Annotated in this window: 22 protein-coding genes and 1 tRNA gene; 10 read left to right on the top strand and 13 right to left on the bottom strand. The window is 65.6% G+C overall.

Annotated features, from left to right (window positions below; genetic code table 11):
* Nucleotides 1-226: 226 nt before the first annotated feature.
* The 4 genes from EQZ23_RS03650 to EQZ23_RS03635 all read right to left on the bottom strand — a co-directional run bounded on the left by EQZ23_RS03650 (nt 227) and on the right by EQZ23_RS03635 (nt 1,515).
* On the bottom strand, nt 227-538 hold the full coding sequence (locus EQZ23_RS03650; protein ID WP_128453070.1) for a hypothetical protein: 312 nt from the start codon (nt 536-538) through the stop codon (nt 227-229).
* Between the two features lie 191 nt (nt 539-729).
* Nucleotides 730-806, bottom strand: a tRNA-Arg gene (locus tag EQZ23_RS03645).
* 197 nt (nt 807-1,003) lie between these two features.
* Nucleotides 1,004-1,264: an SWIB/MDM2 domain-containing protein gene (locus EQZ23_RS03640; RefSeq protein WP_128453069.1), complete on the bottom strand. Its 261-nt coding sequence runs from the start codon at nt 1,262-1,264 to the stop codon at nt 1,004-1,006.
* Nucleotides 1,265-1,311: 47 nt separating this feature from the next.
* On the bottom strand, nt 1,312-1,515 hold the full coding sequence (locus tag EQZ23_RS03635) for a DUF2945 domain-containing protein (RefSeq protein WP_128453068.1): 204 nt from the start codon (nt 1,513-1,515) through the stop codon (nt 1,312-1,314).
* Between the two features lie 119 nt (nt 1,516-1,634).
* On the opposite strand from EQZ23_RS03635, the gene EQZ23_RS03630 reads away from it, so the two are divergent.
* The 3 genes from EQZ23_RS03630 to fghA are packed head-to-tail and all read left to right on the top strand — an operon-like array spanning nt 1,635 to nt 3,968.
* On the top strand, nt 1,635-2,741 hold the full coding sequence (locus EQZ23_RS03630; RefSeq protein WP_128453067.1) for an S-(hydroxymethyl)glutathione dehydrogenase/class III alcohol dehydrogenase: 1,107 nt from the start codon (nt 1,635-1,637) through the stop codon (nt 2,739-2,741).
* A gap of 10 nt (nt 2,742-2,751) precedes the next feature.
* The gene (locus EQZ23_RS03625) at nt 2,752-3,135 is read left to right on the top strand and encodes a VOC family protein (RefSeq protein WP_128453066.1); all 384 of its coding nucleotides are present in this window, start codon (nt 2,752-2,754) and stop codon (nt 3,133-3,135) included.
* The gene (gene fghA / locus EQZ23_RS03620) at nt 3,135-3,968 is read left to right on the top strand and encodes an S-formylglutathione hydrolase (RefSeq protein WP_128453065.1); all 834 of its coding nucleotides are present in this window, start codon (nt 3,135-3,137) and stop codon (nt 3,966-3,968) included. The genes EQZ23_RS03625 and fghA overlap by 1 nt, the downstream gene beginning before the upstream one ends.
* A gap of 223 nt (nt 3,969-4,191) precedes the next feature.
* On the opposite strand, the gene EQZ23_RS03615 is transcribed toward fghA, so the two are convergent.
* Complete coding sequence (locus tag EQZ23_RS03615; protein ID WP_128453064.1) at nt 4,192-7,161, bottom strand: TonB-dependent receptor; 2,970 nt, start codon at nt 7,159-7,161, stop codon at nt 4,192-4,194.
* A 203-nt stretch (nt 7,162-7,364) separates the two neighbouring features.
* On the opposite strand from EQZ23_RS03615, the gene folE reads away from it, so the two are divergent.
* The 3 genes from folE to EQZ23_RS03600 are packed head-to-tail and all read left to right on the top strand — an operon-like array spanning nt 7,365 to nt 9,116.
* Entirely contained in the window at nt 7,365-8,003 is a 639-nt protein-coding gene (gene folE / locus EQZ23_RS03610; RefSeq protein ID WP_240663179.1) for a GTP cyclohydrolase I FolE, read from the top strand.
* On the top strand, nt 8,003-8,773 hold the full coding sequence (locus tag EQZ23_RS03605) for an SDR family oxidoreductase (protein ID WP_128453063.1): 771 nt from the start codon (nt 8,003-8,005) through the stop codon (nt 8,771-8,773). Before folE ends, EQZ23_RS03605 begins: the two co-directional genes overlap by 1 nt.
* On the top strand, nt 8,766-9,116 hold the full coding sequence (locus EQZ23_RS03600; protein ID WP_128453062.1) for a dihydroneopterin aldolase: 351 nt from the start codon (nt 8,766-8,768) through the stop codon (nt 9,114-9,116). The genes EQZ23_RS03605 and EQZ23_RS03600 overlap by 8 nt, the downstream gene beginning before the upstream one ends.
* A gap of 41 nt (nt 9,117-9,157) precedes the next feature.
* Here the strand turns inward: EQZ23_RS03600 and leuA are convergent, their stop codons facing one another.
* The 6 genes from leuA to miaA all read right to left on the bottom strand — a co-directional run bounded on the left by leuA (nt 9,158) and on the right by miaA (nt 16,527).
* On the bottom strand, nt 9,158-10,816 hold the full coding sequence (gene leuA / locus EQZ23_RS03595) for a 2-isopropylmalate synthase (protein ID WP_128453061.1): 1,659 nt from the start codon (nt 10,814-10,816) through the stop codon (nt 9,158-9,160).
* 193 nt (nt 10,817-11,009) lie between these two features.
* Nucleotides 11,010-11,615 (bottom strand): YceI family protein, encoded by a 606-nt coding sequence (locus EQZ23_RS03590; RefSeq protein ID WP_128453060.1) that lies wholly within the window; start codon nt 11,613-11,615, stop codon nt 11,010-11,012.
* 460 nt (nt 11,616-12,075) lie between these two features.
* Nucleotides 12,076-13,095, bottom strand: coding sequence for a ketol-acid reductoisomerase (gene ilvC / locus EQZ23_RS03585; RefSeq protein ID WP_055872745.1), 1,020 nt, complete (start codon nt 13,093-13,095; stop codon nt 12,076-12,078).
* Between the two features lie 138 nt (nt 13,096-13,233).
* On the bottom strand, nt 13,234-13,749 hold the full coding sequence (gene ilvN / locus EQZ23_RS03580) for an acetolactate synthase small subunit (protein ID WP_128453059.1): 516 nt from the start codon (nt 13,747-13,749) through the stop codon (nt 13,234-13,236).
* Nucleotides 13,749-15,497, bottom strand: coding sequence for an acetolactate synthase 3 large subunit (locus EQZ23_RS03575; RefSeq protein WP_128453058.1), 1,749 nt, complete (start codon nt 15,495-15,497; stop codon nt 13,749-13,751). Before EQZ23_RS03575 ends, ilvN begins: the two co-directional genes overlap by 1 nt.
* Before the next feature lie 82 nt (nt 15,498-15,579).
* Entirely contained in the window at nt 15,580-16,527 is a 948-nt protein-coding gene (gene miaA, locus EQZ23_RS03570; protein WP_164913370.1) for a tRNA (adenosine(37)-N6)-dimethylallyltransferase MiaA, read from the bottom strand.
* Between miaA and serB the strand changes: the two genes are divergently transcribed.
* Nucleotides 16,520-17,401 carry a phosphoserine phosphatase SerB gene (gene serB, locus EQZ23_RS03565; protein ID WP_128453057.1) on the top strand — a complete coding sequence of 294 codons (882 nt, stop codon included), beginning with the start codon at nt 16,520-16,522 and terminating at the stop codon, nt 17,399-17,401. The two genes, miaA and serB, sit on opposite strands and share 8 nt — an antisense overlap.
* A 144-nt stretch (nt 17,402-17,545) precedes the next feature.
* On the opposite strand, the gene EQZ23_RS03560 is transcribed toward serB, so the two are convergent.
* Together EQZ23_RS03560 and EQZ23_RS03555 are read right to left on the bottom strand one after the other, a co-directional pair.
* The gene (locus tag EQZ23_RS03560) at nt 17,546-18,028 is read right to left on the bottom strand and encodes a hypothetical protein (RefSeq protein WP_128453056.1); all 483 of its coding nucleotides are present in this window, start codon (nt 18,026-18,028) and stop codon (nt 17,546-17,548) included.
* A gap of 354 nt (nt 18,029-18,382) precedes the next feature.
* The gene (locus EQZ23_RS03555; protein WP_128453055.1) at nt 18,383-19,429 is read right to left on the bottom strand and encodes an SPOR domain-containing protein; all 1,047 of its coding nucleotides are present in this window, start codon (nt 19,427-19,429) and stop codon (nt 18,383-18,385) included.
* A gap of 176 nt (nt 19,430-19,605) precedes the next feature.
* On the opposite strand from EQZ23_RS03555, the gene EQZ23_RS03550 reads away from it, so the two are divergent.
* From EQZ23_RS03550 to EQZ23_RS03540, 3 genes are read left to right on the top strand one after another with little or no spacing between them, the layout of a single operon-like run.
* On the top strand, nt 19,606-20,310 hold the full coding sequence (locus tag EQZ23_RS03550) for a ParA family protein (RefSeq protein WP_128453054.1): 705 nt from the start codon (nt 19,606-19,608) through the stop codon (nt 20,308-20,310).
* Nucleotides 20,311-20,314: 4 nt separating this feature from the next.
* Nucleotides 20,315-20,767 (top strand): hypothetical protein, encoded by a 453-nt coding sequence (locus tag EQZ23_RS03545; RefSeq protein ID WP_128453053.1) that lies wholly within the window; start codon nt 20,315-20,317, stop codon nt 20,765-20,767.
* 16 nt (nt 20,768-20,783) lie between these two features.
* The gene (locus EQZ23_RS03540; RefSeq protein WP_128453052.1) at nt 20,784-22,100 is read left to right on the top strand and encodes a tetratricopeptide repeat protein; all 1,317 of its coding nucleotides are present in this window, start codon (nt 20,784-20,786) and stop codon (nt 22,098-22,100) included.
* The last annotated feature ends 34 nt before the right edge of the window (nt 22,101-22,134 follow it).

Raw genomic sequence — 22,134 nt, 5'->3', positions numbered from 1 at the left:
GGAGTTGGGCGAAGGTGAAGAGCGCTTGATCCCTGTTCTTTCTCGATCAGGCGAGGGCTTGTCCGACCGTCTGACCGCTAGGCGACTCAGCCAAGCATGAAACCAACATCGACACTGGGTGTGGCGGGCGCGGGGAACGGCACTGGAAACGATTGCGGGGACAGGATCTAAAAACGAAAAAGGCCCCCACCTTTCGGAGGGGGCCTTTCAAACGATTGGGGACGTTTTACTTTTCGCCGTTATCCTTGACGCCGACCGTCGGCACATCAACGGTTTCGGTCTCGGTCTTGACCTTGGGAACTTCGACCTCGGTCTTCGTGGTGCCCACGACGACTTCCTTCGAATCAAGATCGACGTTTGGCATGTCGCCGCCCTTAACAGAGACCTGCGGAAGTGCCCCTTCCTTCACATCCGCGCTCCAGAAACCTGTAGCGAAGAGAACGCCAACGATCGCAGCGATAACAACCAAAACGATTACAATCGTCTTGCCTGCGCCACTTTTTTCACGGATCGGCTCGCCAGTGCGGTAATCAGCCATTTTTACTCTCCCTGTATGAGAACCCAGAAACCACCCTGCCGCGATGTTGTTCCGTATCCGTCATAACAGGGTTTCTAAATTCAGTGGGTCGATCAAAACAACGGGATGGCTCGCTCATCGTCGTAATGCCCGGTTTGTTACTCGGACGACGGAGGGGCTGTGCCGAAAAGCCGATACGTCATCTACAAGGTTGGTGCCCCCGGCGAGATTTGAACACGCGGCCTACGGTTTAGGAAACCGTCGCTCTATCCGGCTGAGCTACGGGGGCATCTGTCTGCGCAATACGACGGGCCGGAATGACGATCAAGCCGTGCGCTTGCGCCTTGGGTGCCGTGCGTGGTGTTGGTGCAGGTATGAAATGGGGGATGGACGATCGGCCTTGCGAACGGCCACATCCTGGTGCGATCAAGGGCGACGGGTATCGCTTAGGATGCCCCGTCGCCGCTTGCCGTGCAGTGCCGGCGGTTACGCCTTGACGTGCTGCGAGATGTACTTGTTCATCTCGAACATCGTGCACTTGTCACGCCCGAAGACCTTCTTCAGCTTCTCGTCAGCCAGAATCTCGCGCTTGTTCTCGGGGTTCTGGAGGTTGTTGGCCTTGATATAGACCCACACCTTGCTGATCACTTCGCTGCGCGGCAGCTTGTCGTTGCCGACGATCGCGCCCAGCTCGGGAGAGGGCTGGACGGGGGCGTGGATGCCGCCGGTCTTGGGAGCTGTAGCCATAAGCATTCCTTCCTGTTGCGTGCGTGCGTTAGGCACTGCGCGCGTGGTCACGCCTTGGAGAGCGCGTCCGCCTTGTGCGCTGCCTTGCCGCCCTTGTCACTCCTTACGATGAACTGCGGCTCCTCCTTGGAGGCTTTCACCGTGTGTCCCTTGATCTTCGTATCGGTGGTCTGCTTCTTTTCGACCGTGCCGTGCGCCTCGCCGCCGGGCGAGTTCCAGGTAACCTCGTCGCCCTTCTTCGGATCCTTCATCGCGCCATCTCCTTGATTTGCAAGGATCAAGCGCGGGACGCAGGGTTTGGTTGCATGCCCCGCGGGTTGCAGAGCCGAGGCCGTCGGGGCATCAGGGCGGCAATCAAGGAGACCGATCGATGAAGACCCGCGCCGCCGTTGCGTTCGAGGCAAAAAAACCGCTCGAGATCGTCGAACTCGACCTGGAGGGGCCGAAATTCGGCGAAGTCCTGGTCGAAATCATGGCGACCGGCATCTGCCACACCGATGCCTACACGCTCGACGGCCTTGATTCGGAAGGGTTGTTTCCGAGCGTGCTGGGCCATGAAGGCGCCGGCATCGTCCGCGAAGTGGGCGCGGGCGTGACCAGCGTCGCGGTCGGCGATCACGTCATCCCGCTCTACACGCCCGAATGCCGCCAGTGTAAGTCGTGCCTCAGCGGCAAGACCAACCTGTGCACCGCGATCCGCGCGACGCAGGGCAAGGGGCTGATGCCCGACGGGACGACGCGGTTCAGCTACAAGGGCCAGCCGATCTTCCATTACATGGGCTGCTCGACCTTCTCCAACTTCACGGTGTTGCCCGAGATCGCGGTCGCCAAGATCCGCACCGACGCGCCGTTCGACACCAGCTGCTATATCGGGTGCGGCGTGACGACGGGGGTCGGCGCGGTCGTGCACACCGCCAAGGTCCAGCCGGGCGACACCGTCGTCGTGTTCGGGCTCGGCGGGATCGGGCTGAACGTGATCCAGGGCGCCAAGCTCGCGGGCGCCGGCATGATCGTCGGTGTCGACATCAACCCCGACCGCGAGGACTGGGGCCGTCGCTTCGGCATGACGCATTTCGCCAATCCAAAGGAAGTGGGCGACATCGTCCCCCACATCGTCGCGCTCACCGACGGTGGCGCCGACTTCACCTTCGACGCGACCGGCAACACCACAGTCATGCGCCAGGCGCTCGAGGCGTGCCATCGCGGCTGGGGCACCTCGATCGTGATCGGCGTGGCCGAGGCGGGCAAGGAAATCTCGACGCGGCCGTTCCAGCTGGTCACCGGGCGCAACTGGCGCGGCACCGCGTTCGGCGGCGCGCGCGGGCGCACCGATACGCCGAAGATCGTCGACTGGTACATGAACGGCATGATCCAGATCGACCCGATGATCACGCATCGCCTGACGCTCGACGAGATCAACAAGGGCTTCGACCTGATGCACGCCGGCGAGAGCATCCGCTCCGTCGTGATCTACTGAGGAGCGGATAATGTTCAGCCATGTGATGATCGGCGCCGACGATATCGATGCCTCGAAGGCGTTCTACGACGCGGCGCTCGGCGCGCTCGGCGTGCCCGCGGGTGTCGCCGACGAGTGGGGGCGGGTGATCTACGCCCATGACGGCGGCCGCTTCCTGCTGACCAAGCCGATCGACGGTCAGCCGGCCAGCCACGGCAACGGCACCACGCTGGGCTTTGCCGCCGCGTCGGCCGAGGTTGCCGATGCGTGGCACGCCGCCGGTCTCGCGAACGGCGGGACGGCTTGCGAGGATCCGCCCGGCGTGCGCAACGCGACGGGCGGGCGAAAGCTGTACCTCGCCTATCTGCGCGATCCGTCGGGCAACAAGATTTGCGCGCTGCACCGGGTCGCGTGATGGAGACCGTTTCCACCAGCAAGGCGTATGGCGGCATCCAGGGCGTGTACCGTCACGCCTCGACCGCGACCGGCACCGACATGACCTTCGCCGTCTATGTCCCGCCGCACGACGAGGGTGCGCGGCTGCCGGTATTGTGGTTCCTGGCCGGGCTGACCTGCACGCATGCCAACGTCATGGACAAGGGCGAGTATCGGCGGGCCTGTGCCGATCTCGGTGTGATCCTGGTGGCGCCGGATACGTCGCCGCGGGGCGACGATGTGCCCGACGACGAGGCGTATGATTTCGGCAAGGGTGCGGGGTTCTACGTCGATGCGACCGAAGAACCCTGGGCGAAGAATTTCCGGATGCGGTCCTATGTCGAGGATGAACTGCCCGCAGTGATCGCAGCGCAGTTTCCGATGGCGGACATGGCCCGGCAGGGGATCATGGGGCATTCGATGGGCGGCCACGGTGCGCTGACGATCGGGTTGCGTAACCCGGATCGGTTCAGGAGCGTGTCGGCGTTCTCGCCCATCGTCTCGCCGCTGCAGTGCCCGTGGGGCGAGAAGGCGCTGAGCGGGTATCTCGGGCCCGACCGGATGGCGTGGCGCGCCTATGATGCGTGCGCGCTGATCGAGGACGGCGCGCGGGTGGCGGCGCTGCTGGTCGATCAGGGCGATGCGGATGGCTTTCTGGTCGAGCAGCTGAAGCCGGAATTGCTGGCCAAGGCTTGCGAGGCGGCGGGGATCGACCTGACGCTGCGGATCCAGCCGGGGTACGACCACAGCTACAATTTCATCTCGACCTTCATGGCCGATCATGTCGCGTGGCATGCGGAACGGCTGGGGTAGGCCTCTGTCCGCCAGGTGGCGGACGGGTTTTCCCAAGCGGGAGACCACAGCTTTCGCTGGGGTGACGGGGAGGGGGCGAGCCGCCTGCACGCCCAACTCCCGCCCGTCATCCCAGCGAACGCTGGGATCTCACCGTGTAGCGACCGACGCTTGCCCCGCTAGCGAACTACGTCATACCCGCGCGCGATCCCGCCAACGGCATGATCGCGCGACAGTCTTCCCTTCAGAACTTGAACCCCGCCGCGATTCCGTACCGGCGCGGATCGATCGTGAAGATGTTGGTGAACAGCCCCGCCGACTGGTCGGTCACATATTGCCCGGTCGTCGCGTCGTTGTTCGTCAAGTTCTGCACGAACGCGCGGACGTAGAAGCGGTCCTCGCGGGCGTTGAGCTGGACCTGCATGTTGACGACCTCATACCCCTGGATCCGGTCGATCTGGGTGTTGAAGATGCTGCCCGACAGCCCGCCGGTGTAGTTGAGATCGGCGCGGGGGACGAGCGTCATGCCGTTGGCGAAGTCGATCGTGTACTGCGCACCGACCGACCATTTGTAGGTCGGCGCCTGGGGCAGGCGGTTGCCGCGGATGTTGGTGGTCACGCCGTCGAGCACCGACACGCCGCTGAGCGCGGCGTTGGCCCCCAGCGCGGAGCAGATCCCGAACGCACCGGTTGCCGCGATCGTCGGGATCGCGGTCGGCGCGCGCAGGCCGATCGCGCGATTGACCAGCGCGACATAGCCGTTCGACAATGCCGCATTGCCCGCGACGTTGGGCACGACGACGCAGTTCGACGCGTTGGTGATGTCCTTGATGATCACCGCGTCCGCACGGCCGCCCGACACGTCGCGCGGGTTCACCAGGAACTTGTCGCTCGACACCTTCGAATGGAGGTAGCTCGCGTTCATGTTGACCACGAACGCCGGGATCGGGCTCATGATCGCCTCCGCCTCGACGCCATAGATATCGGCGTCGACATTGTCGTTGACCGAGGTGCGCGCGACGATCCGGCTCAGCTGGAGGTTTTTGTACTGGTAGAAGAAGCCGGTGAGGTTCAGCCGCAGTCGGCCGCCGCCGAACGTGTTCTTCGAGCCGATTTCGTAGGCATTGACCTGCTCGGGATCGAACGTGCTGCTCACGCTGAACTGCGGCAGTAGCGGCGGGTTGATGCCCCCCGATTTATACCCGCGCGAATAGGAGGCGTAGAGCAGGTTGTTCTCGGTGATCCGGTAGTCGATCACCGCGCGGCCGGTCAGTCGCGAGAAGCTGACCTGCGCATTGGCGAACTCCTGGCGCCCGGGCAGGTTCGGGTCGAAATCGACAACGCCGTAATTGAGGCCCTGCTCGATCGCGGTGGCACCGATCGGGGTCAGCACGTTGAGCGCGAGGTTGCGCGCCTGGTCGGTTTTCTCGTCATGGTTGTAGCGCAGGCCGACGGTCAGCTTAAGCTTGTCGGTGAACTTGAAATACGTCTCGCCGAAGATGCCGTAGGATTTCAGGCGGAACTCGACGTCGCTGTTGCGATAGAAGGGCGTCGACAGGAAATAGCCGTTGCCCGCGGGCAGGCCGGCTCCCGCCGCGTTAGCCGAACCGAGGACGCCGGACGCGTAGTCGAGCCCGAACGCGTTGACGAAATAATCGGTATTGGTCGATTTGCTGTCGACATAGATGCCGCCGAGCAGGAAGTTGAACATCCCGTCGAAATTGCTGTCGAGGTGCGCTTCGGCGGAATATTGGCGGCTATTCTGCCGCGACCGATCGAAGTCGAGGCTCTGCGCAAAGCAGCCGACCGAATTGCCGCCATAGACGCCGACATTGTTCGGCTCGGCGGCGGACTGGCACGCGCCGCCGGCCGGACCGTTCGGGATCAGCGCCTGCCGCACGCCGTTCAGGAACGCGAACGGCGATCCGGGGCGAGCGAGTGCGTTCAGAGTGGCGAGCCCGACATTGTTGGTCAGCGGGTTCTCGACCGCGAGGTTGTAGTCGGTGCCGCTGTCGACGACGTTGCGCGTATAGCCGCCGGTGAAGTTCAGGCTGACCGGTCCGAAATCATGGAAGATCTTGGCGGTATATTGCTCTTCCTCGGCGAAATAGGTCGGGCTGTAGTCAAGCGACACGGTCCGCACGTCGCGCGGGTTGACCACGCCGACATAGGTGTCCTGGCCGTACAGGCTCTGCAGGCCGAAGCGCCCCAGCGCGGGATTGTTGACCGCGAAGAACTCGCTCGAGCTGAGCACCGCCGCGAGCGTCGAATTGCCGTTTGCGGTCTCGTTGGCGAGCCGGTCGGGTAGGCAGCCGAGGATGCCGGTCGGATCGCGGTGGCACAGCTGTTTCTGCAACCGCGAGCGATCGTCCTTCTCGCGGAAGTACGAGCCGATCAGGTCGATCCGGGTATCGCTGGTTGGCTCCCACGACAGCGTGCCGCGGACCGAATACAGGTCGCGCCCGTCGATGTCGCGGCCGTCGTACAGGTTCTTGGTATAGCCGTCGCGGTTGAGATAGGTACCAGCGACGCGGATGCCGAGCGTGTCGGTGAAGGGCAGGTTGAACATGGCCTTCACGCGCTTCGAATCGTAATTGCCATATTCGAACTCGGCGGCCGCATGCACCGCGGAAAGATCGGGTTTGGCGGAGATGAAGTTGACCACGCCCGAGGTCGCGTTGCGGCCGAACAGCGTGCCCTGCGGCCCGCGAAGGACCTCGATCCGTTCGAGGTCGAAGAACTCGCTTTCGAACAGCCGCGTCGTCACCAGCGGCATGTCGTTGACGTGGATGCCGGTCGCGGTATCGCAGGTCGCGCCGGTGCACAGATCGCCGATCCCGCGGATCGTGAAGCTCGACGTGGTGAAGTTGGTCTTGGTGAAGGTGATGTTGGGCAGCGTCTGCTGAAGCGCGCTCGGATTGACGATCTGCTGCTTGGCGAGGTTGTCAGCGGTAAAAGCGCTCACAGCAATCGGAACATCCTGCAGACGCTGCGATTGGCGTTGCGCGGTAATCACGATATCCTGCGCCGCATAGGGGTCAATCGTAGCAGCGGTGGAGACGTCCTGGGTCGTCTGGCTCGACGGGGCCTCCTGGCCGGGTCCATTAGTGGGTGCGGTGTTTTCAGCCGATGTCGTGGTGGCGGTCTGCGCCATTGCCGGCGCAATCGACAGGAGTATCATCGCCGATGCGGCGAGCAATTCGAACTTAGCCATGGCAGTCCTCTCCCCGATCGTGCCGGTCTTTGCCGATTCACGATTTAGTTTTTCAGGTATGGCGAAGTAACGATTAAAAAAATCAATCGTCAACGCTTTTTCTTGCCCGGAAAACGGGGATTTATGGCAAGTGGCCGAAATGAAACAGTTGCAAAAGAGGACCCATGTTCTGATGTTTGGGTATGCTGATAAAGGGTGTTGCGATGCGGGATGAACTGAGTGGGCCCGCGGGGCACGCGGTAACCGAAGATGTACTGGGGCCCGACGGCAAGCTGATTGTGCCCGAAGACGTAGCGTCGGCGATCCGTACGCTGATCCGCTGGGCAGGCGACGATCCGACCCGTGAAGGGCTGCTCGATACGCCGCGCCGTGTTGCACGTGCGTGGAAGGAATATTGCGCGGGCTATGGCGACGATCCGGCCAAGCACCTCGATCGCGTGTTCGAGGAGGTCGGCGGCTATGACGAGATCGTGCTGCTGAAGGACATCCCGTTCCAGTCCCACTGCGAGCATCACATGGCGCCGATCATCGGCAAGGCGCACATCGCCTACCTGCCGCGCAACCATGTCGTCGGCATTTCGAAGCTGGCGCGGGTGCTGCACGGCTTTGCGCGGCGCTTGCAGGTGCAGGAGCGACTGACCGCCGAGGTGGCCGATTGCATCTGGGAAAACCTCAAGCCGCAGGGCGTCGCGGTGGTCATCGAGGCGAGCCATGCGTGCATGGCCGCGCGCGGTGTCAGGACGCCGGGGGTGACGATGGTCACCAGCCGGATGATGGGTGTGTTCCGCGACGACGAACGCAGCCGCAAGGAAGTGCTGGCCTTGATGGGACAGCGCGCCTGATGCGGACGGTGCTGGTTACCGGCGGAGCGAAGCGGCTGGGCGCGGCAATCGTACGGCGGCTGGCGGCGGACGGTCACGCTGTCGTGGTGCACCAAGGGCATTCGCCGGACGAGGCGGCCGCGTTGGTGGCGGAGATCGTCGACAAGGGCGGGCGTGCCGTGGCGGTGGAGGGAGACCTGAGCGATCTAGGCGCGATCGGCGATCTGTTCGCGGCGGCGCGCACGGCGATCGGCGGCCCGATCGACGGACTAGTGAACTGCGCGTCGCGGTTCGAGTTCGACCGGCCGCCAAGTGTCGATCCGAAGCTGTTTGCGGAGCTCGGCGCGATCAATTGCGGCGCGCCGGTGCTGCTGGCCTCCGCGCTGGCGTCGCAGGACGACGTCGCGGACGGTATGGTGGTCAGTGTGCTCGACCAGAAGGTGGCGAACCTAAACCCCGATTTCTTCTCGTATAGCTGCGGGAAGATAGCGCTCGAGGGGGCGACGACGATGCTGGCGCAGGCGCTGGGCCCGCGGATCGCGGTGAACGCGGTGTCGCCGGGGCTGACCTTGCCGAGCGGCGACCAGACCGACGCGGAGTTCGCGGCGGTAGCGAGCGACAATCTGTTGCGGCGGCCAGTCGGTGCGGAGGCTGTCGCGGACGCGGTGGCGTGGCTGCTGAGCGCGAGGGGCGTGACCGGCCAGAATGTCTTCGTCGATTGCGGGCAGCGGTTCCTGAAGCGCGACGGCGACGTGATGTTCGACCGCGACCATGGGGGACGCAATGGCTGAATTCACGACGATCCTCGACGACTTCGAGGTTATGATGCGGCTTGGCATCCACCCGCACGAAGTGGCGCCGCAGCGCGTGGTCGTGTCGGTCGAGATGACTGTGGGGTATCCGGCGGCGCTTCGCGACGACGCGATCGAGGAGGTGCTCGATTATGATTTCGTGCGGACCGGCATCCTGGAGATGGTCGCGGCGCGGCCGATCGCGTTGCAGGAGACGCTCTGTGAGGCGATCGCTGCGCTGTGTTTCGGGGATGCCCGGGTGCGGCGGGTGAAGGTGCGGACGGTAAAGGCCGACGTGTACCCGGACGCTCGTGTAGGGTGTGAGATCGTCCGAGAGCGGTGAAGCAAGCTCCCTCTCCCCGGAGGAGAGAGGGAGAAGGTCACCTAGGCCCGGTTTGCTGCCGACAGCACAGCGCGCACCGAAGCGGTGGCGATGTCGGTGTCCATGCCGACGCCGAACACGGTCTTACCCTCGGCCGTGCGGCATTCGACATACGCCGCGGCCTGCGCATCCGCCCCGTGCCCGATCGCGTGCTCGTTGTAATCGACCACGTCGAGTGCCGGTCCGGTCGACTCCGCAATCGCCGCAATCACGCCCGAGATCAGCCCGTTGCCGCGCCCCGAGATCGACCGCTCTTCACCGTCGATCGCGACGCGGCCGATGAAGACGCGCTGGCCCGCGGTGCCGCTCTCCTCATAATCGCGCAACTCGACGCGGTCTGCGGCCTGCGGCATGTAGGTCCGCTCGAAGAGGCTCCAGATGTCGGCCGCGTTCAGTTCGCGGCTGGTCTCGTCGGCATAGGCCTGGACGTGACGGCTGAAATCCGCCTGCAACCGCTTGGGCAGCTTCAAGCCCTTGTCCTGCTCAATCACCCAGGCGACGCCGCCCTTGCCCGACTGCGAGTTGACGCGGATCACCGCCTCGTAGCTGCGGCCCAAGTCGGCGGGGTCGATCGGGAGATAGGGGACCTCCCACAGCGTGTCGTTCTTGGCTTCCTGCGCCGCGAAGCCCTTCTTGATCGCGTCCTGATGACTCCCCGAAAACGCGGTGAAGACCAGCTCGCCGGCATAGGGCGTGCGCGGGTGGACGGGAATGTTGGTGCAGTAGTTCACCGTGTTCACGACGCCGTCGATGTCTGACAGGTCGAGCTTGGGATCGACGCCTTGCGTGTACATGTTGAGCGCGACGGTCACGAGATCGCAATTGCCGGTACGCTCGCCATTGCCGAGCAGGCAGCCCTCGACCCGGTCCGCACCCGCCATCATGCCGAGCTCCGCCGCGGCAACGCCGGTGCCGCGGTCGTTATGCGTGTGGAGCGAGATCGCCACCGAGTCACGGTTGCGGATGTTGCGCCCAAACCATTCGATCTGGTCCGCATAGATGTTCGGAGTCGCGCACTCGACGGTGGCGGGCAGGTTGAAGATGATCGGAATTTCGGGCGTCGGCATCAGGACGTCCATCACCGCCTCGCAAACCTCGAGGCTGAACTCGAGTTCGGCGGTCGAGAAGGTTTCCGGCGAATATTCGAACTGCCAGCGGACGTTCGGCTGCTTGGCGGCCTCGTCGCGCAGCACCTTGGCGCCGTCGATCGCGATCTGCTTCACCTGCGCGCGATCCATCCCGAACACGATCTTGCGCCAGGCGGGTGAGACGGCGTTGTAGAGATGGACGATCGCGGTCTTCGCGCCGACGAGGCTGGCAAAGCTCGTCTCGATCAGGTCTCGGCGTGCCTGGGTCAGCACCTGGATCGACACGTCATCGGGAATGCGGCCGTTCTTTACCAGGCCGGAGATGAAGTCGAATTCGGTCGCGCCGGCGCTCGGGAAGCCGACCTCGATCTCCTTCAGCCCAACCTTGCAGAGCAGGTCGAAGAAGCGAGTCTTCTTCTCGGCATCCATCGGGTCGATCAGCGCCTGGTTGCCGTCGCGAAGATCGGTCGACAGCCACCGCGGCGGCTTGACGATCGTCTTCGATGGCCATTGGCGGTCGGGCAGGTCGATTTGCGGGAAAGGTCGGTATTTGGTCGATGGGTCGCGCAGCATGGCTCGTGTCTCTCGTGATCGGGAGCGTTCGGGTCAGCCCTTAGGCGCGAGGCGCGGGGGCTGGCCACCACGCAAACGATCGGCGCGCCTAAGGGCGCGTAAGTCGAAGCGGCAGGAGGCGACCGTGAGACATTGCGTCTTCCCTATCGCGCGGACATGCTAAATGTCCAGCGCGATAGGGTCGGCGGCCGGTTTATTGCGCGGAGAACGCTGCGTTGATCGTCAGGTCGACCTTGTCGGACACGACCGGGGCATAGGCACCGATGTTGAAGTCGCTGCGCTTGATCGAGGTCGTCGCACGGAAGCCGAAGTTTAGCTTCTTGTTCATCGGGTTCGCGCCCGCACCGACGAACGTCGCCTGCAGTACGACCGGCTTGGTGACGCCCTTGAGCGTGAGGTTCCCCGTGATGGTCGCCTTGTCGCCGGTCGCGACGACCTTGGTCGAGACGAACTTGGCGGTCGGATAGGTCGCGGCGTCGAAGAAGTCCTTCGACTTCAGATGACCGGTAAACGGTGCCGAGGTGACCGAAAGCTGGTCGATCGCGAAGTTGACCTCGACCTTGGTCGTGTTCGGCTTGGCGGGATCGATCGTGATGCTGCCGCCCGACGCGCCGAACTGCCCTTCTAGCATCGAGAAGCCCATGTGGTTGACCTGCCACGTGACCTGCGTGTGGTTCGCGTCGACGGCATAGGTGCCGGCGGCGACGCGCGCCTTGACGGGGGCGCCGGGGACGGCGGCGGTCTGGGCGAGCACGGGGGCGGCGGTGAGCGCGAGGATCGTGGCTAGGACTAGGCGCATGCGGGGTCTCCTGTTTGATGCGCGATGCTGGCCGAGCGGCTGCGTTGCGTCAAACGGCGTTATGCCAACGCTGTGTTTCGGATTTGGGTCGGTGGGAGCCGTGTTCCCCCGCGGAGGCGGGGGCCCAGCTAAACCACGATCACCGCCCGAGACCCTGGACCCCCGCCTTCGCGGGGGAACGGGACGCCGATTATTGAGCGAGTACTCGACCCAAAACACGACCACCACGGCGGAGGCCGGTGCCCAGTTGGGGGACGGTGCTGACTGAAGGCAGTGTTCCGTTACTCCGGCCTTCCCAACTGGGCCCCGGCCTTCGCCGGGGTGGATGGCGGGCAGCGCCCCTTATCGGTGGCCGAACATCCCCCGTTCGCCCTGAGCGCAGTCGAAGGGCTTGCCCCAAGCGGGGTGCTTCGACTTCGCTCAGCACGAACGGGCGTAGGGAAGGCGGCGAATACCGGCCTTAATTCTTCGCCTTATCGACCAGCGCGTTCTTCCCGATCCACGGCATCATGCCGCGCAGTTCGCTGCCGATCTTCTCGATCGGATGCGCCAGCGCCTGCTTGCGCGCCGCCTTCAGCTCGGGCTGACCGGCGCGGTTGTCGAGGATGAAGTTCTTCACGAACCGGCCCGACTGGATGTCCGCCAGCACGCGCTTCATCTCGGCCTTGGTCTCCGACGTGATGATCCGCGGACCCGTGGTGATGTCGCCATATTCGGCGGTGTTCGAGATCGAATAGCGCATGTTGGCGATCCCGCCCTCATACAGCAGATCGACGATCAGCTTGGTCTCGTGCAGGCACTCGAAATAGGCCATTTCGGGCGCGTAGCCGGCTTCGGTCAGCGTCTCGAACCCGGCCTGGATCAAGTGCGTTATGCCGCCGCAGAGCACGGCCTGCTCGCCGAACAGATCGGTCTCGCATTCCTCGCGGAAATTGGTCTCGATGATGCCCGAGCGACCGCCGCCCACGCCCGACGCATAGGCGAGCGCGATGTCGTGCGCGTTGCCCGATTTGTCCTGGTCGATCGCGATCAGGCAGGGGACGCCACCGCCGCGCACATATTCGCTGCGCACGGTGTGGCCGGGGCCCTTGGGTGCGATCATGATGACGTCGAGATCGGCGCGCGGCTCGATCAGGCCGAAATGCACGTTCAGGCCGTGCGCGAACGCGATCGTCGCACCCTGCTTCAGATTGTCGTGCAGGTCGGTCGCGTAGATCGCGGCCTGATGCTCGTCGGGCGCGAGGATCATGACGATGTCGGCCCAGGCGGCCGCCTCGGCGTTAGACTTGACCGCGAAGCCGGCCTCGATCGCCTTCTTGGCGGTCGCTGAGCCCTCACGCAGTGCGATCGCGACGTCCTTGACGCCGGAATCGCGGAGGTTCTGCGCATGCGCGTGGCCCTGCGAGCCGTAACCGACGATCGCGATCTTCTTGTCGGTGATCAGGTTCAGGTCGGCGTCGCGATCGTAATAGACACGCATTGGATGGTCCTTTCGATAAGGTATGTCCCTCCGCGAAGGCGGAGGTGAAGGCTGGGCTCCCGCCTTCGGACGCCCTTCAAAGTATTACTTTGAAGGGAAGCCCTTCGCGGGAGAACAAAACTCTTTAAGCGTAAAGGTTTACGCCGGCTCTTTGCCGCGGGCGATCGCGACGATGCCGGTTCGGGCGACTTCGATCAGACCGACTTCACCCATAAGTTCGACGAACTTGTCGATCTTGTCGGTGCCGCCGGTGACCTCGAACACGAAGCTCGACGTCGTCGCATCGACCACGCGGGCGCGGTAGACGTCGGCCAGGCGCAACGCCTCGATCCGGTGGTCGCCGGTGCCGCGCACCTTCACCAACGCCAGCTCGCGCTCGACATGCGCGCCCATCGCGGTGAGGTCGGTCACCTTGTGGACGGGCACCAGCCGTTCGAGCTGCGCGATGATCTGCTCGATCGTCGCCGCGCTCGCCGAGGTGACGATGGTGATCCGGCTGACCGATTTGTCCGCGGTGATCTCGCTGACCGTCAGGCTCTCGATATTATAGCCGCGCGCGGTGAACAGGCCGGCGATCCGGGCGAGGATACCGGGCTCGTTGTCGACGATGACGGCCAGCGTGTGCCGCTCGGCCTTTTCCTGGGAAATGTGCATCAAACCAGCGCCTTCGCTTCGTCGTCCATCGTGCCCGACACTTCGTTCGCCTGCAGGATCATGTCGGTATGCGCAGCACCGCTCGGGATCATCGGGAAGCAGTTGGTCAGCTGCGACACGCGGCAGTCGACGATCACCGGGCCGTCATAGGCCAGCATCTCGGCGATCCCGCTGTCGAGCTGGTCGCGCGTCTCGATCAGGATGCCCTTCCAGCCATAGGCCTCGCCGAGCTTCACGAAATCGGGCAGCGAATCCGAATAACTCTCGGCATAGCGGCTCTCATAGGTGAGCTCCTGCCACTGGCGGACCATGCCCATATACTGGTTGTTGAGGATGAAGATCTTCACCGGCAACCGGTATTGCGAGGCCGTCGCCAGCTCCTGGATGTTCATCTGGATCGAGGCCTCGCCGGCGATGTCGATCACCAGCGCGTTCGGGTTGCCGAGCTGCGCGCCGATCGCGGCGGGCAGGCCGTAACCCATCGTGCCGAGCCCGCCCGACGTCAGCCACTTGTTCGGCTTCTCGAACCCGAAATGCTGCGCGGCCCACATCTGGTGCTGGCCGACCTCGGTGGTGATGATCGGCGAGCGCGCATGCGTCGCGTCGAACAGCGCCCGGATCGCGCGCTGCGGCATGATCTCGTTCGGGTCGGTCTCGGGGAAATCGAGACACTTCTTCGCCCGCCATTCGGCGATCCGGTTCTGCCAGTCGGTCGTGTCGGGCTTGGGATGCTGGCGGCTCTTCCAGATTCGAATCATGTCCTCGAGCGCATGGCCGACATCGGCGATGATCCCGAGATCGACGCGCACCGTCTTGTTCACCGACGAGCGATCGATGTCGACATGCACTTTGCGCGAGTTCGGGCTGAACGCATCGAGGCGTCCGGTCACGCGGTCGTCGAAGCGCGAGCCGAGCGCGACGACGAGGTCGGCCTGGTTCATCGCCATGTTGGCCTCGTACGTGCCGTGCATCCCGAGCATGCCGAGCCACTGCGGACCCGACGCGGGATAGGCGCCGAGGCCCATCAGCGTCGACGTCACCGGCGCGCCGGTGATGCGGACGAGTTCGCACAGCAACTGGCTCGCGGCCGGGCCCGAATTGATGATGCCGCCGCCGGTGTAGAGGATCGGGCGCTCGGCCGCGGCTAGCATGTCGACGAGCTGCTCGATCTGAGACTGGTCTGCCTTCACTTGCGGGCGATAGGTCTTGTGCTGGATCGGCCCCGGCTTCTTGTAGCGCGCGGTGGCGACCTGCACGTCCTTGGGGATGTCCACGACCACCGGGCCGGGACGCCCCGAGGTGGCGATGTGGAACGCCTCGTGGATCACGTCGCCCAGGCGGGCGGGATCCTTCACGAGGTAGTTGTGCTTCGAGCAATGGCGCGTGATGCCGACGGTATCGGCCTCCTGGAACGCGTCGGTGCCGATCAGCGCGGTCGGCACCTGGCCGGTGATCACGACCATCGGGATCGAATCCATCAGCGCGTCGGTGATGCCGGTGACCGCATTGGTCGCGCCGGGGCCCGACGTCACGAGCACGACGCCGGGCTTGCCGGTCGAGCGGGCGTAACCCTCGGCGGCATGCGTAGCAGCCTGTTCGTGGCGCACGAGGATGTGCTTGATCCGACCCGAGCGAAACAACGCATCGTAGATCGGCAGCACGGCACCACCCGGATAGCCGAAGACGACCTCCACGCCGAGATCGCACAGCGCCTCGATCAGGATATCGGCTCCACTCTTCTCGGTCATTTCATATCATCCTTTGCGAGAGCGCTGCCTTTAGCGCCTCGTGGAGGGGCCGGCTACCGATATAAAAGATGCGTGTCAAACATCATTTTAGCAATATAGTTTCAAATTGCTGCAGGCGCGTTGGGAGATCGAGGGCGTCGGTGCGGGTCCAATCGCCGGGCGGCTGGTGCCTGAGCCACGTATATTGGCGCTTGGCATAGCGCCGCGTGGCGAGCGATCCGGCGGCGATCGCGTCGGCTTCGGACGTCTCGCCGCGGACCAGCGCGGTGATCTCGGGCACGCCGATCGCGCGGCGTATGGGGGCGTCCTGCGGGATGTCGGTGCGGGCGAGCAGCGCGGCGATTTCGTCGCGACTGGTATCGGCCATATCGGCGAAGCGCTGGTCGATCCGCGCGCTGAGCCAGTCGCGGTCGGGGATCAGGATCAGCGCACGGACGTCGATCGTATGGCCGATGCCGCCGACCTTCTCCGTCTGCCAGTCTGCAAGCGTGCGTCCGGTGCCGCGGACGACTTCGAGTGCGCGGGCGACGCGGGTGGTGTCGGCTGCGGCAAGCTTGGCGGCGGCTGGCGGGTCGAGCCGCGCGAGCGCGGCGTGCGCGTCCGCGACAGGGAGGGCGCGGACTTCGTCTCGGAGTGCCGGGTCGATCGCAGGGACGGGTGCAATGCCGTCGAGCAAAGTGCGGATATAGAGCCCGGTGCCGCCCACCAGGATCGGCAGCCTGGCATCGGCCAGCGTGTCGCGGATCGCCTGCGTCGCCTCGGCGGCCCAGCGCGCGGCGGAATAGGTCGCGTCGGCGGCGTCGACATGGCCGAACAGGCGGTGCGGGGCGCTGGCCTCTTCCTCCGCCGACGGCCGGGCGGTGAGGATGCGGAGATCGGTGTAGACCTGCGCGGAGTCGGCGTTGATGACGACGCCGTCGTGGGCGGAAGCAACGGCAAGCGCGAGCGCGGACTTGCCGCTCGCGGTCGGCCCTGCGATGAGCGCGACCTTCGGGAGAGCGCCCGTCGATTGGGAGATGGGTATGTTCACGGCAACGCTTATAGCCTCGGGCACGCTGACCGCGGGCGATATTTCGACCGCGATGGATCGGTTGCGCGATGCGAGCTGCGCGCCGGGCGCCAGCGGCTGGATCGACGAGGGCGAGGCGGCCGACCTGATCTTCGGCATGGCGCCCGATGCGGCGCGGGCTGCGCTGGAGGGCGCGTTCGGCGGCACCGACGTGGTCGTGCAGTCGAGCCTGACGCGGACCAAGACGCTGCTGGTCGCGGACATGGATTCGACGATGATCACGGTCGAATGCATCGACGAACTCGCCGACTATGCCGGGATCAAGCCGCAGATCGCCGAGATCACCGAACGCGCGATGCGCGGCGAACTCGATTTCGAGGCGGCGCTGGATGCGCGCGTGGCGCTGCTCAAGGGGCTGGCCGAGAGCGACATCGAGCGCTGTCTCGCCGAGCGCGTGACGATCATGCCGGGCGCAAAGGCGCTGGTACGGACGATGCGGTCGCGCGGCGCGCTGGCGGTGCTGGTGTCGGGCGGGTTCACGCGCTTCGCCGAGCCGGTTGCCAGGGAGATCGGCTTCGACCGCGCGATCGCCAACGTGCTGGAGATCGAGGGCGGCGTGCTGACAGGGACGGTGACAAAGCCGATCGTCGGGTCGCACACCAAGCTGACGACGTTGCGCGCGGCGATTGCCGAGCGAGGGATCGTGGTTGAGGAATCGCTCGCGGTCGGCGACGGCGCGAACGATCTGGCGATGATCGAGGCGGCAGGTCTTGGGGTGGCGTATCACGCCAAGCCAATCGTCGCGGCTGCCGCAGCGGCGCGGATCGATCACGGCGACCTGACCGCGCTTCTACACGCACAGGGTATCCCAAAGCGCGATTGGGTCCTCGACTAATACCGCAATCCTCTCCCGCTAGGGGGAGGTGGCGCCGAAGGCGACGGAAGGGGAGGACACGGACCAGACGTGATCCTTTCCTGCCCCTCCGTCTGGCAAGCACCAGCCACCTCCCCCTGGCGGGGGAGGATGCAATGGGTCGCGTCAGCCCTTGGCGAGCGGCGTCCCACTGGCCGTACAGACATACGTCGCCAGTTCCTCGCGCAGCGGCAGGCCCTTGATCGGCCGCAGCGGGCCGTCATGCGCGATGTTGGTCTCGACCAGCGCGCGGTTCGGGCCGACGCCGAGCACATGGAACAGGCGGTTGGCGCAATCGGTTTCGGTCCGCGCATAGGCGACCTTGCCCTCATGTTCCTGGCGCAGGATCGCGATGATCGTGCCGCCGACCGCCTTGCGCTCGCGCAACAGGAAATGGCGCGAGGTCGGGTCGGACGGGGTCGGGATCAGCCGGCCCTTGACGGTCAGTTGCTCGGGTTTGGGCACGGCCACGTCGGTTTCGGCGAGGTTGCGAAGCGACACGCCGTTTTCCACGATCGTGTCGGTCGTATTCGTTGCAGGCTGATTGCCGGAACACGCGGCCAACAGCGTTGCGCCGGCAAGTGCCAGCGCCAAGGTCTTCGAAATCATGCATCTAGCTCCCGGTCGATGTCGAAACGAAACGACCGGTCCGGCTAATTGATCCCTGCGGCGTCACGCGCCTCGTTCGCCGAAGGACGAGGTGGTGGTTCAGCGCGACCTTTGGTCGATGCCGCGCGCCGGAAGCGTCGCCGGTTTCGCCGGAGGGGTGGGTTCGCAGATACGACCCGTCGGCTGGCAGGCGATCCCGACCGTCGAGCATCCCTCGACGCTGCCACCGGTCGGGCACGCCCGACACTGCTGCCTGACCTCGGTGCAAGTCGGTGACGCGGACACCAGCGCCAGGGTCAGGAAGAACATTCGCACATCCTCGTCATGCGTATCGTCGCGTTTGAGCCTGTCCGGTCAGGGCGCGACGATCACGCAGGGCACACCGGCCGCCGAGCAGGCGCGCGTCGCCTCGGCCTTCGAGGCAAAGCCGCCGGCCTGGAGCCGCGTCACGCTGCCCGCCTTGGTATAAAAGGGCTGCGTACCGCGAAGCCTGCCGCGAACCTTGCTCCACTGCGTCTCGGCATTGCCCTGATCGCGGAATGCACCGAGCTGGATACGCCATTTCCCGGTCGCCTTGACGGTTGCTGGGACGGGTGCGGGGACGGGTGCGGGCTTGGGTGTCGGCTTCGGCACGGGCTTTGCCGCAACCGCCTTTACCGGCGCTGGTTTTGGCGTTGCCGGCTTGGGCATGGGCTCACGCGTCGGCGTGGAGTCGCGGGCAGGGAGCGACGCCGGCACGTCGACCCGCCCACCGGCCTGGTTGGCGGGCCGACCGCTCACGCGCTCGCCGGCCTGTCCGACGGTCGTGCGCGACGGCGCTGCGGGCGTCATCTGCAGCGCGTATTGCTGTGCCAGCGCGGTGCCCTTCTCGCGATCGGCGGGCGAGATATACTGGTCCATCTGCGCCAAGGTCTGCGAGGCGGATTGCAGCCCGGACGCGGATGCGCGCGTCATCAGCGCATAGGCGCGGGGGAAATCGCGCGGCACGCCGTCGCCGTTGAACAGCATCGTGCCGAGCACGAGCTGGGTCCGCGGTTCGCCGCGCGCCACCGACTTTTCGAGCCACGGCAGCGCGTCGGTCTTCTTGCCGGCCTGGAACAGCGCGAGGCCGTAATTGTCGCCCGCTTGGAGATGCCCCTGGAGCGCCGCCTTGCGGAACCAGCTTTCGGCAAGGCCGGGATCGAGCGGCACGCCGCGGCCCAGCTTGTACGCCTGGGCGAGGTTGAACTGCGCATCGGCATCGCCGGCGATCGCGAGCGGCCGCCACTCGCCGACGGCGCGCGCGTAATCCCCCTTGGCCCAGGCGTCGACGCCGGCCTTCACATCGGCATGGGCGGGGATGGCGGCGAACAGGCCGCTCAGCGCGATCGCACCCACCAGAAGCTTACGCCCAACCGTCATCGTTCTACCCCATATCGTCTCGTCGCCACCATGCCGCCGTTCGTGGCGCAAGGCAAAGGGCACGCGCGTGCTTTCCGACCGATTTCGCTCGATTCAAGCCCATTATGAAGCGCCGTTAACCGCTTCTTGACCCGCGCATGCCATGCCCGCTGCGATTACTGGGGATCAGGCCAATTATGCGCGTTCTGGCGTTCGCATCGCAGAAAGGGGGATCGGGGAAGACGACCTTGACGGGTCATCTCGCCGTCCAGGCGGAGCGTGCCGGCCATGGTCCGGTGGTGCTGATCGACATCGATCCGCAGGGCTCGCTGTCCGACTGGTGGAACGAACGCACCGCCGAGGAGCCGGCGTTCGCGCAGACCACCGTGTCGCGGCTCGCCGCCGATCTCGAGATACTCCGCCAGCAAGGCTTCAAGCTGGCGATGATCGATACCCCGCCCGCGATCACGATGGCGATCCAGAGCGTGATCCAGGTCGCCGAGCTGATCGTCGTGCCGACGAGGCCGAGCCCGCACGACCTGCGCGCGGTCGGTGCCACCGTCGACATGTGCGCGCGCGCCGGCAAGCCGCTGATCTTCGTGGTCAACGCCGCGACCCCGAAAGCGCGCATCACCGCCGATGCGACGCTCGCGCTGTCGCAGCACGGGACCGTGGCACCGGTCATCGTCCACCAGCGCACCGACTTCGCCGTATCGATGATCGACGGACGAACGGTCATGGAGCTCGATCCGAGGAGCAAGTCGACCGCCGAGATCGAAGCGCTGTGGACCTATGTCTGCGACCGGCTCGAGAAGAATTTCCGTCGGACCGTGTTCAGCGTGCCGACCGCGGTCGGACAGCGTCCCGCCGCAGGTGGCTTTGGCCGCCGGGTCATCGGCTGACGCCATGGCACGACCCGAACCGCTTCCCTCGCTCTCGTCGTCGCTGCTGGCCCGCAAGGGTACGGCCCGCCCGGCGATGCGCCAGCCGGATCTCGACGATCAGGCGCCGACGGACGCGCTCGACGACCTCGGCTGGAACGACATGGGCGGTTCGCAGCCGCAGGTGCTGGTCGATCGGGACGCGCTGAAGGTCGAGATCGAGCGGCCGGTCGCGTCCGTGTCGAAGGCGACTGCTGCGCGGATCGGGCGCGAGACGTTGTCCAAAACCGGGGGTGCAAAGGCCGCGTTTACGCTTCGGCTCGATACCGACCGGCATCTCCGGCTGCGGCTGGCGAGCGCCGTTACCGGCCGTTCGTCGCAACAGCTCGTCACGCAGGCGCTCGACGCCTTTCTGCACACTGTACCGGAGGTGGATGCGCTCGTCGCGCAGCTGCCGCCGGCCACGTCAAAACGTTGAAACAGGGATTATCCCGATGAACACGCGCGCGCTCCTCCTCGGCGGCATTTCCGCCCTCCTGCTCGGCGGTACGATGGTCGGCTGTGCGGCCACTGGCGGCGGCGTAGCGTCGGCAAGCGACCGCAGCGGCGCGTTGGCCGCCAAGGGCGCGGCGGCGAACGCCGGCAAGGCGCAGACCGCGCTCGCCCGGCGCGAGGGGCCGGTGGCGATCGGCTATGCCGAGGGGGCGGTCGCGCTGATGCCGCAGTCGGCAGAATACCGCATGCTGCTCGGCCAGAGCTATCTGCAAGGCGGCCGCTTCACGTCGGCCTCGCGCGCGTTCGCGGATACGCTTCAGCTTTCGCCGACCAACGGCAAGGCGGCGCTGAACCTCGCGCTGGCACAGGTCGCGACGGGCGACTGGCAGGCGGCCCGGCAGACTCTGACAGCGAACGCGACGATCATTCCGGCGCCCGATCGTGGGCTCGCACTGTCGCTGGCGGGGGATACCGCGGGCGGGATCGCGCTGCTGACCGAGGTGGCGCGGTCGCCCGAGACGAATGCGAAGGTCCGGCAGAATCTGGCGCTGAGTTTCGCGTTGGCGGGTCGCTGGCCGGAGGCGCGCGTGGTCGCCGCGGCGGACATGGCGCCGGCCGATGTCGACGCACGGCTCCAGCAATGGGCGCTGTTCGCGCAGCCTGCGACCGCGTCGGACCAGGTGGCGAGCCTGCTCGGCGTGCGGGCGGTGGCGGACGCCGGCCAGCCGGTCGCGCTGGCGCTGAACGCGCCTGCGCCCATGGTCCCGGGTGTTCCGGAGCAGGCCTTGGCGGCGGTAGAACCGGTCGCCCCGCCGACCGACGCCGTACCGGTCGAGGTCGCCTCGACGCCGGCCGCCGGCTTTTCGAAGGTGTCGTTCGGCCCGCGGCAGGAGGTCGTCCAGGCGTTGCCGTCGACGATGCTCCGCCCGGAGAATGGTCCGATCAAGCTTGCCGCCACCCCGGCCTCGACGGGACGCGGGATGGCGACCGCGGCGTATGAAGCGAAGGCACCGGCGACGGGCACCTGGTATGTCCAGCTCGGCGCGTTCGAGAGCGCGGGCGTGGCCAAGGACGCCTGGGGCCGCGCCTCGCGCCGGTTTGCGATGCTCGCCGGGCATTCGCCGAACGGCATGACGTTCAAGGCCAAGGGCGAGGATTTCTACCGCCTCTCGGTCGGCGGTTTCAGCCGGCCGGCGGCGGACTCTATGTGCCGCCAATACCGTGCCAAGGGCGGCGCCTGCTTCGTCCGCCAGGGTGCGGGCGACGCAATGGCGCAGTGGTTGCGCAAGCCCGGGATGCAGATGGCGTCGCGGTAAGGGCGCGCACCTATAGAGTAACGACCACCCCGGC

This window comes from Sphingomonas sp. UV9, assembly GCF_004101245.1.
Taxonomy (GTDB): domain Bacteria; phylum Pseudomonadota; class Alphaproteobacteria; order Sphingomonadales; family Sphingomonadaceae; genus Sphingomonas.
This window is presented reverse-complemented; position numbering and strand designations above follow the sequence as displayed.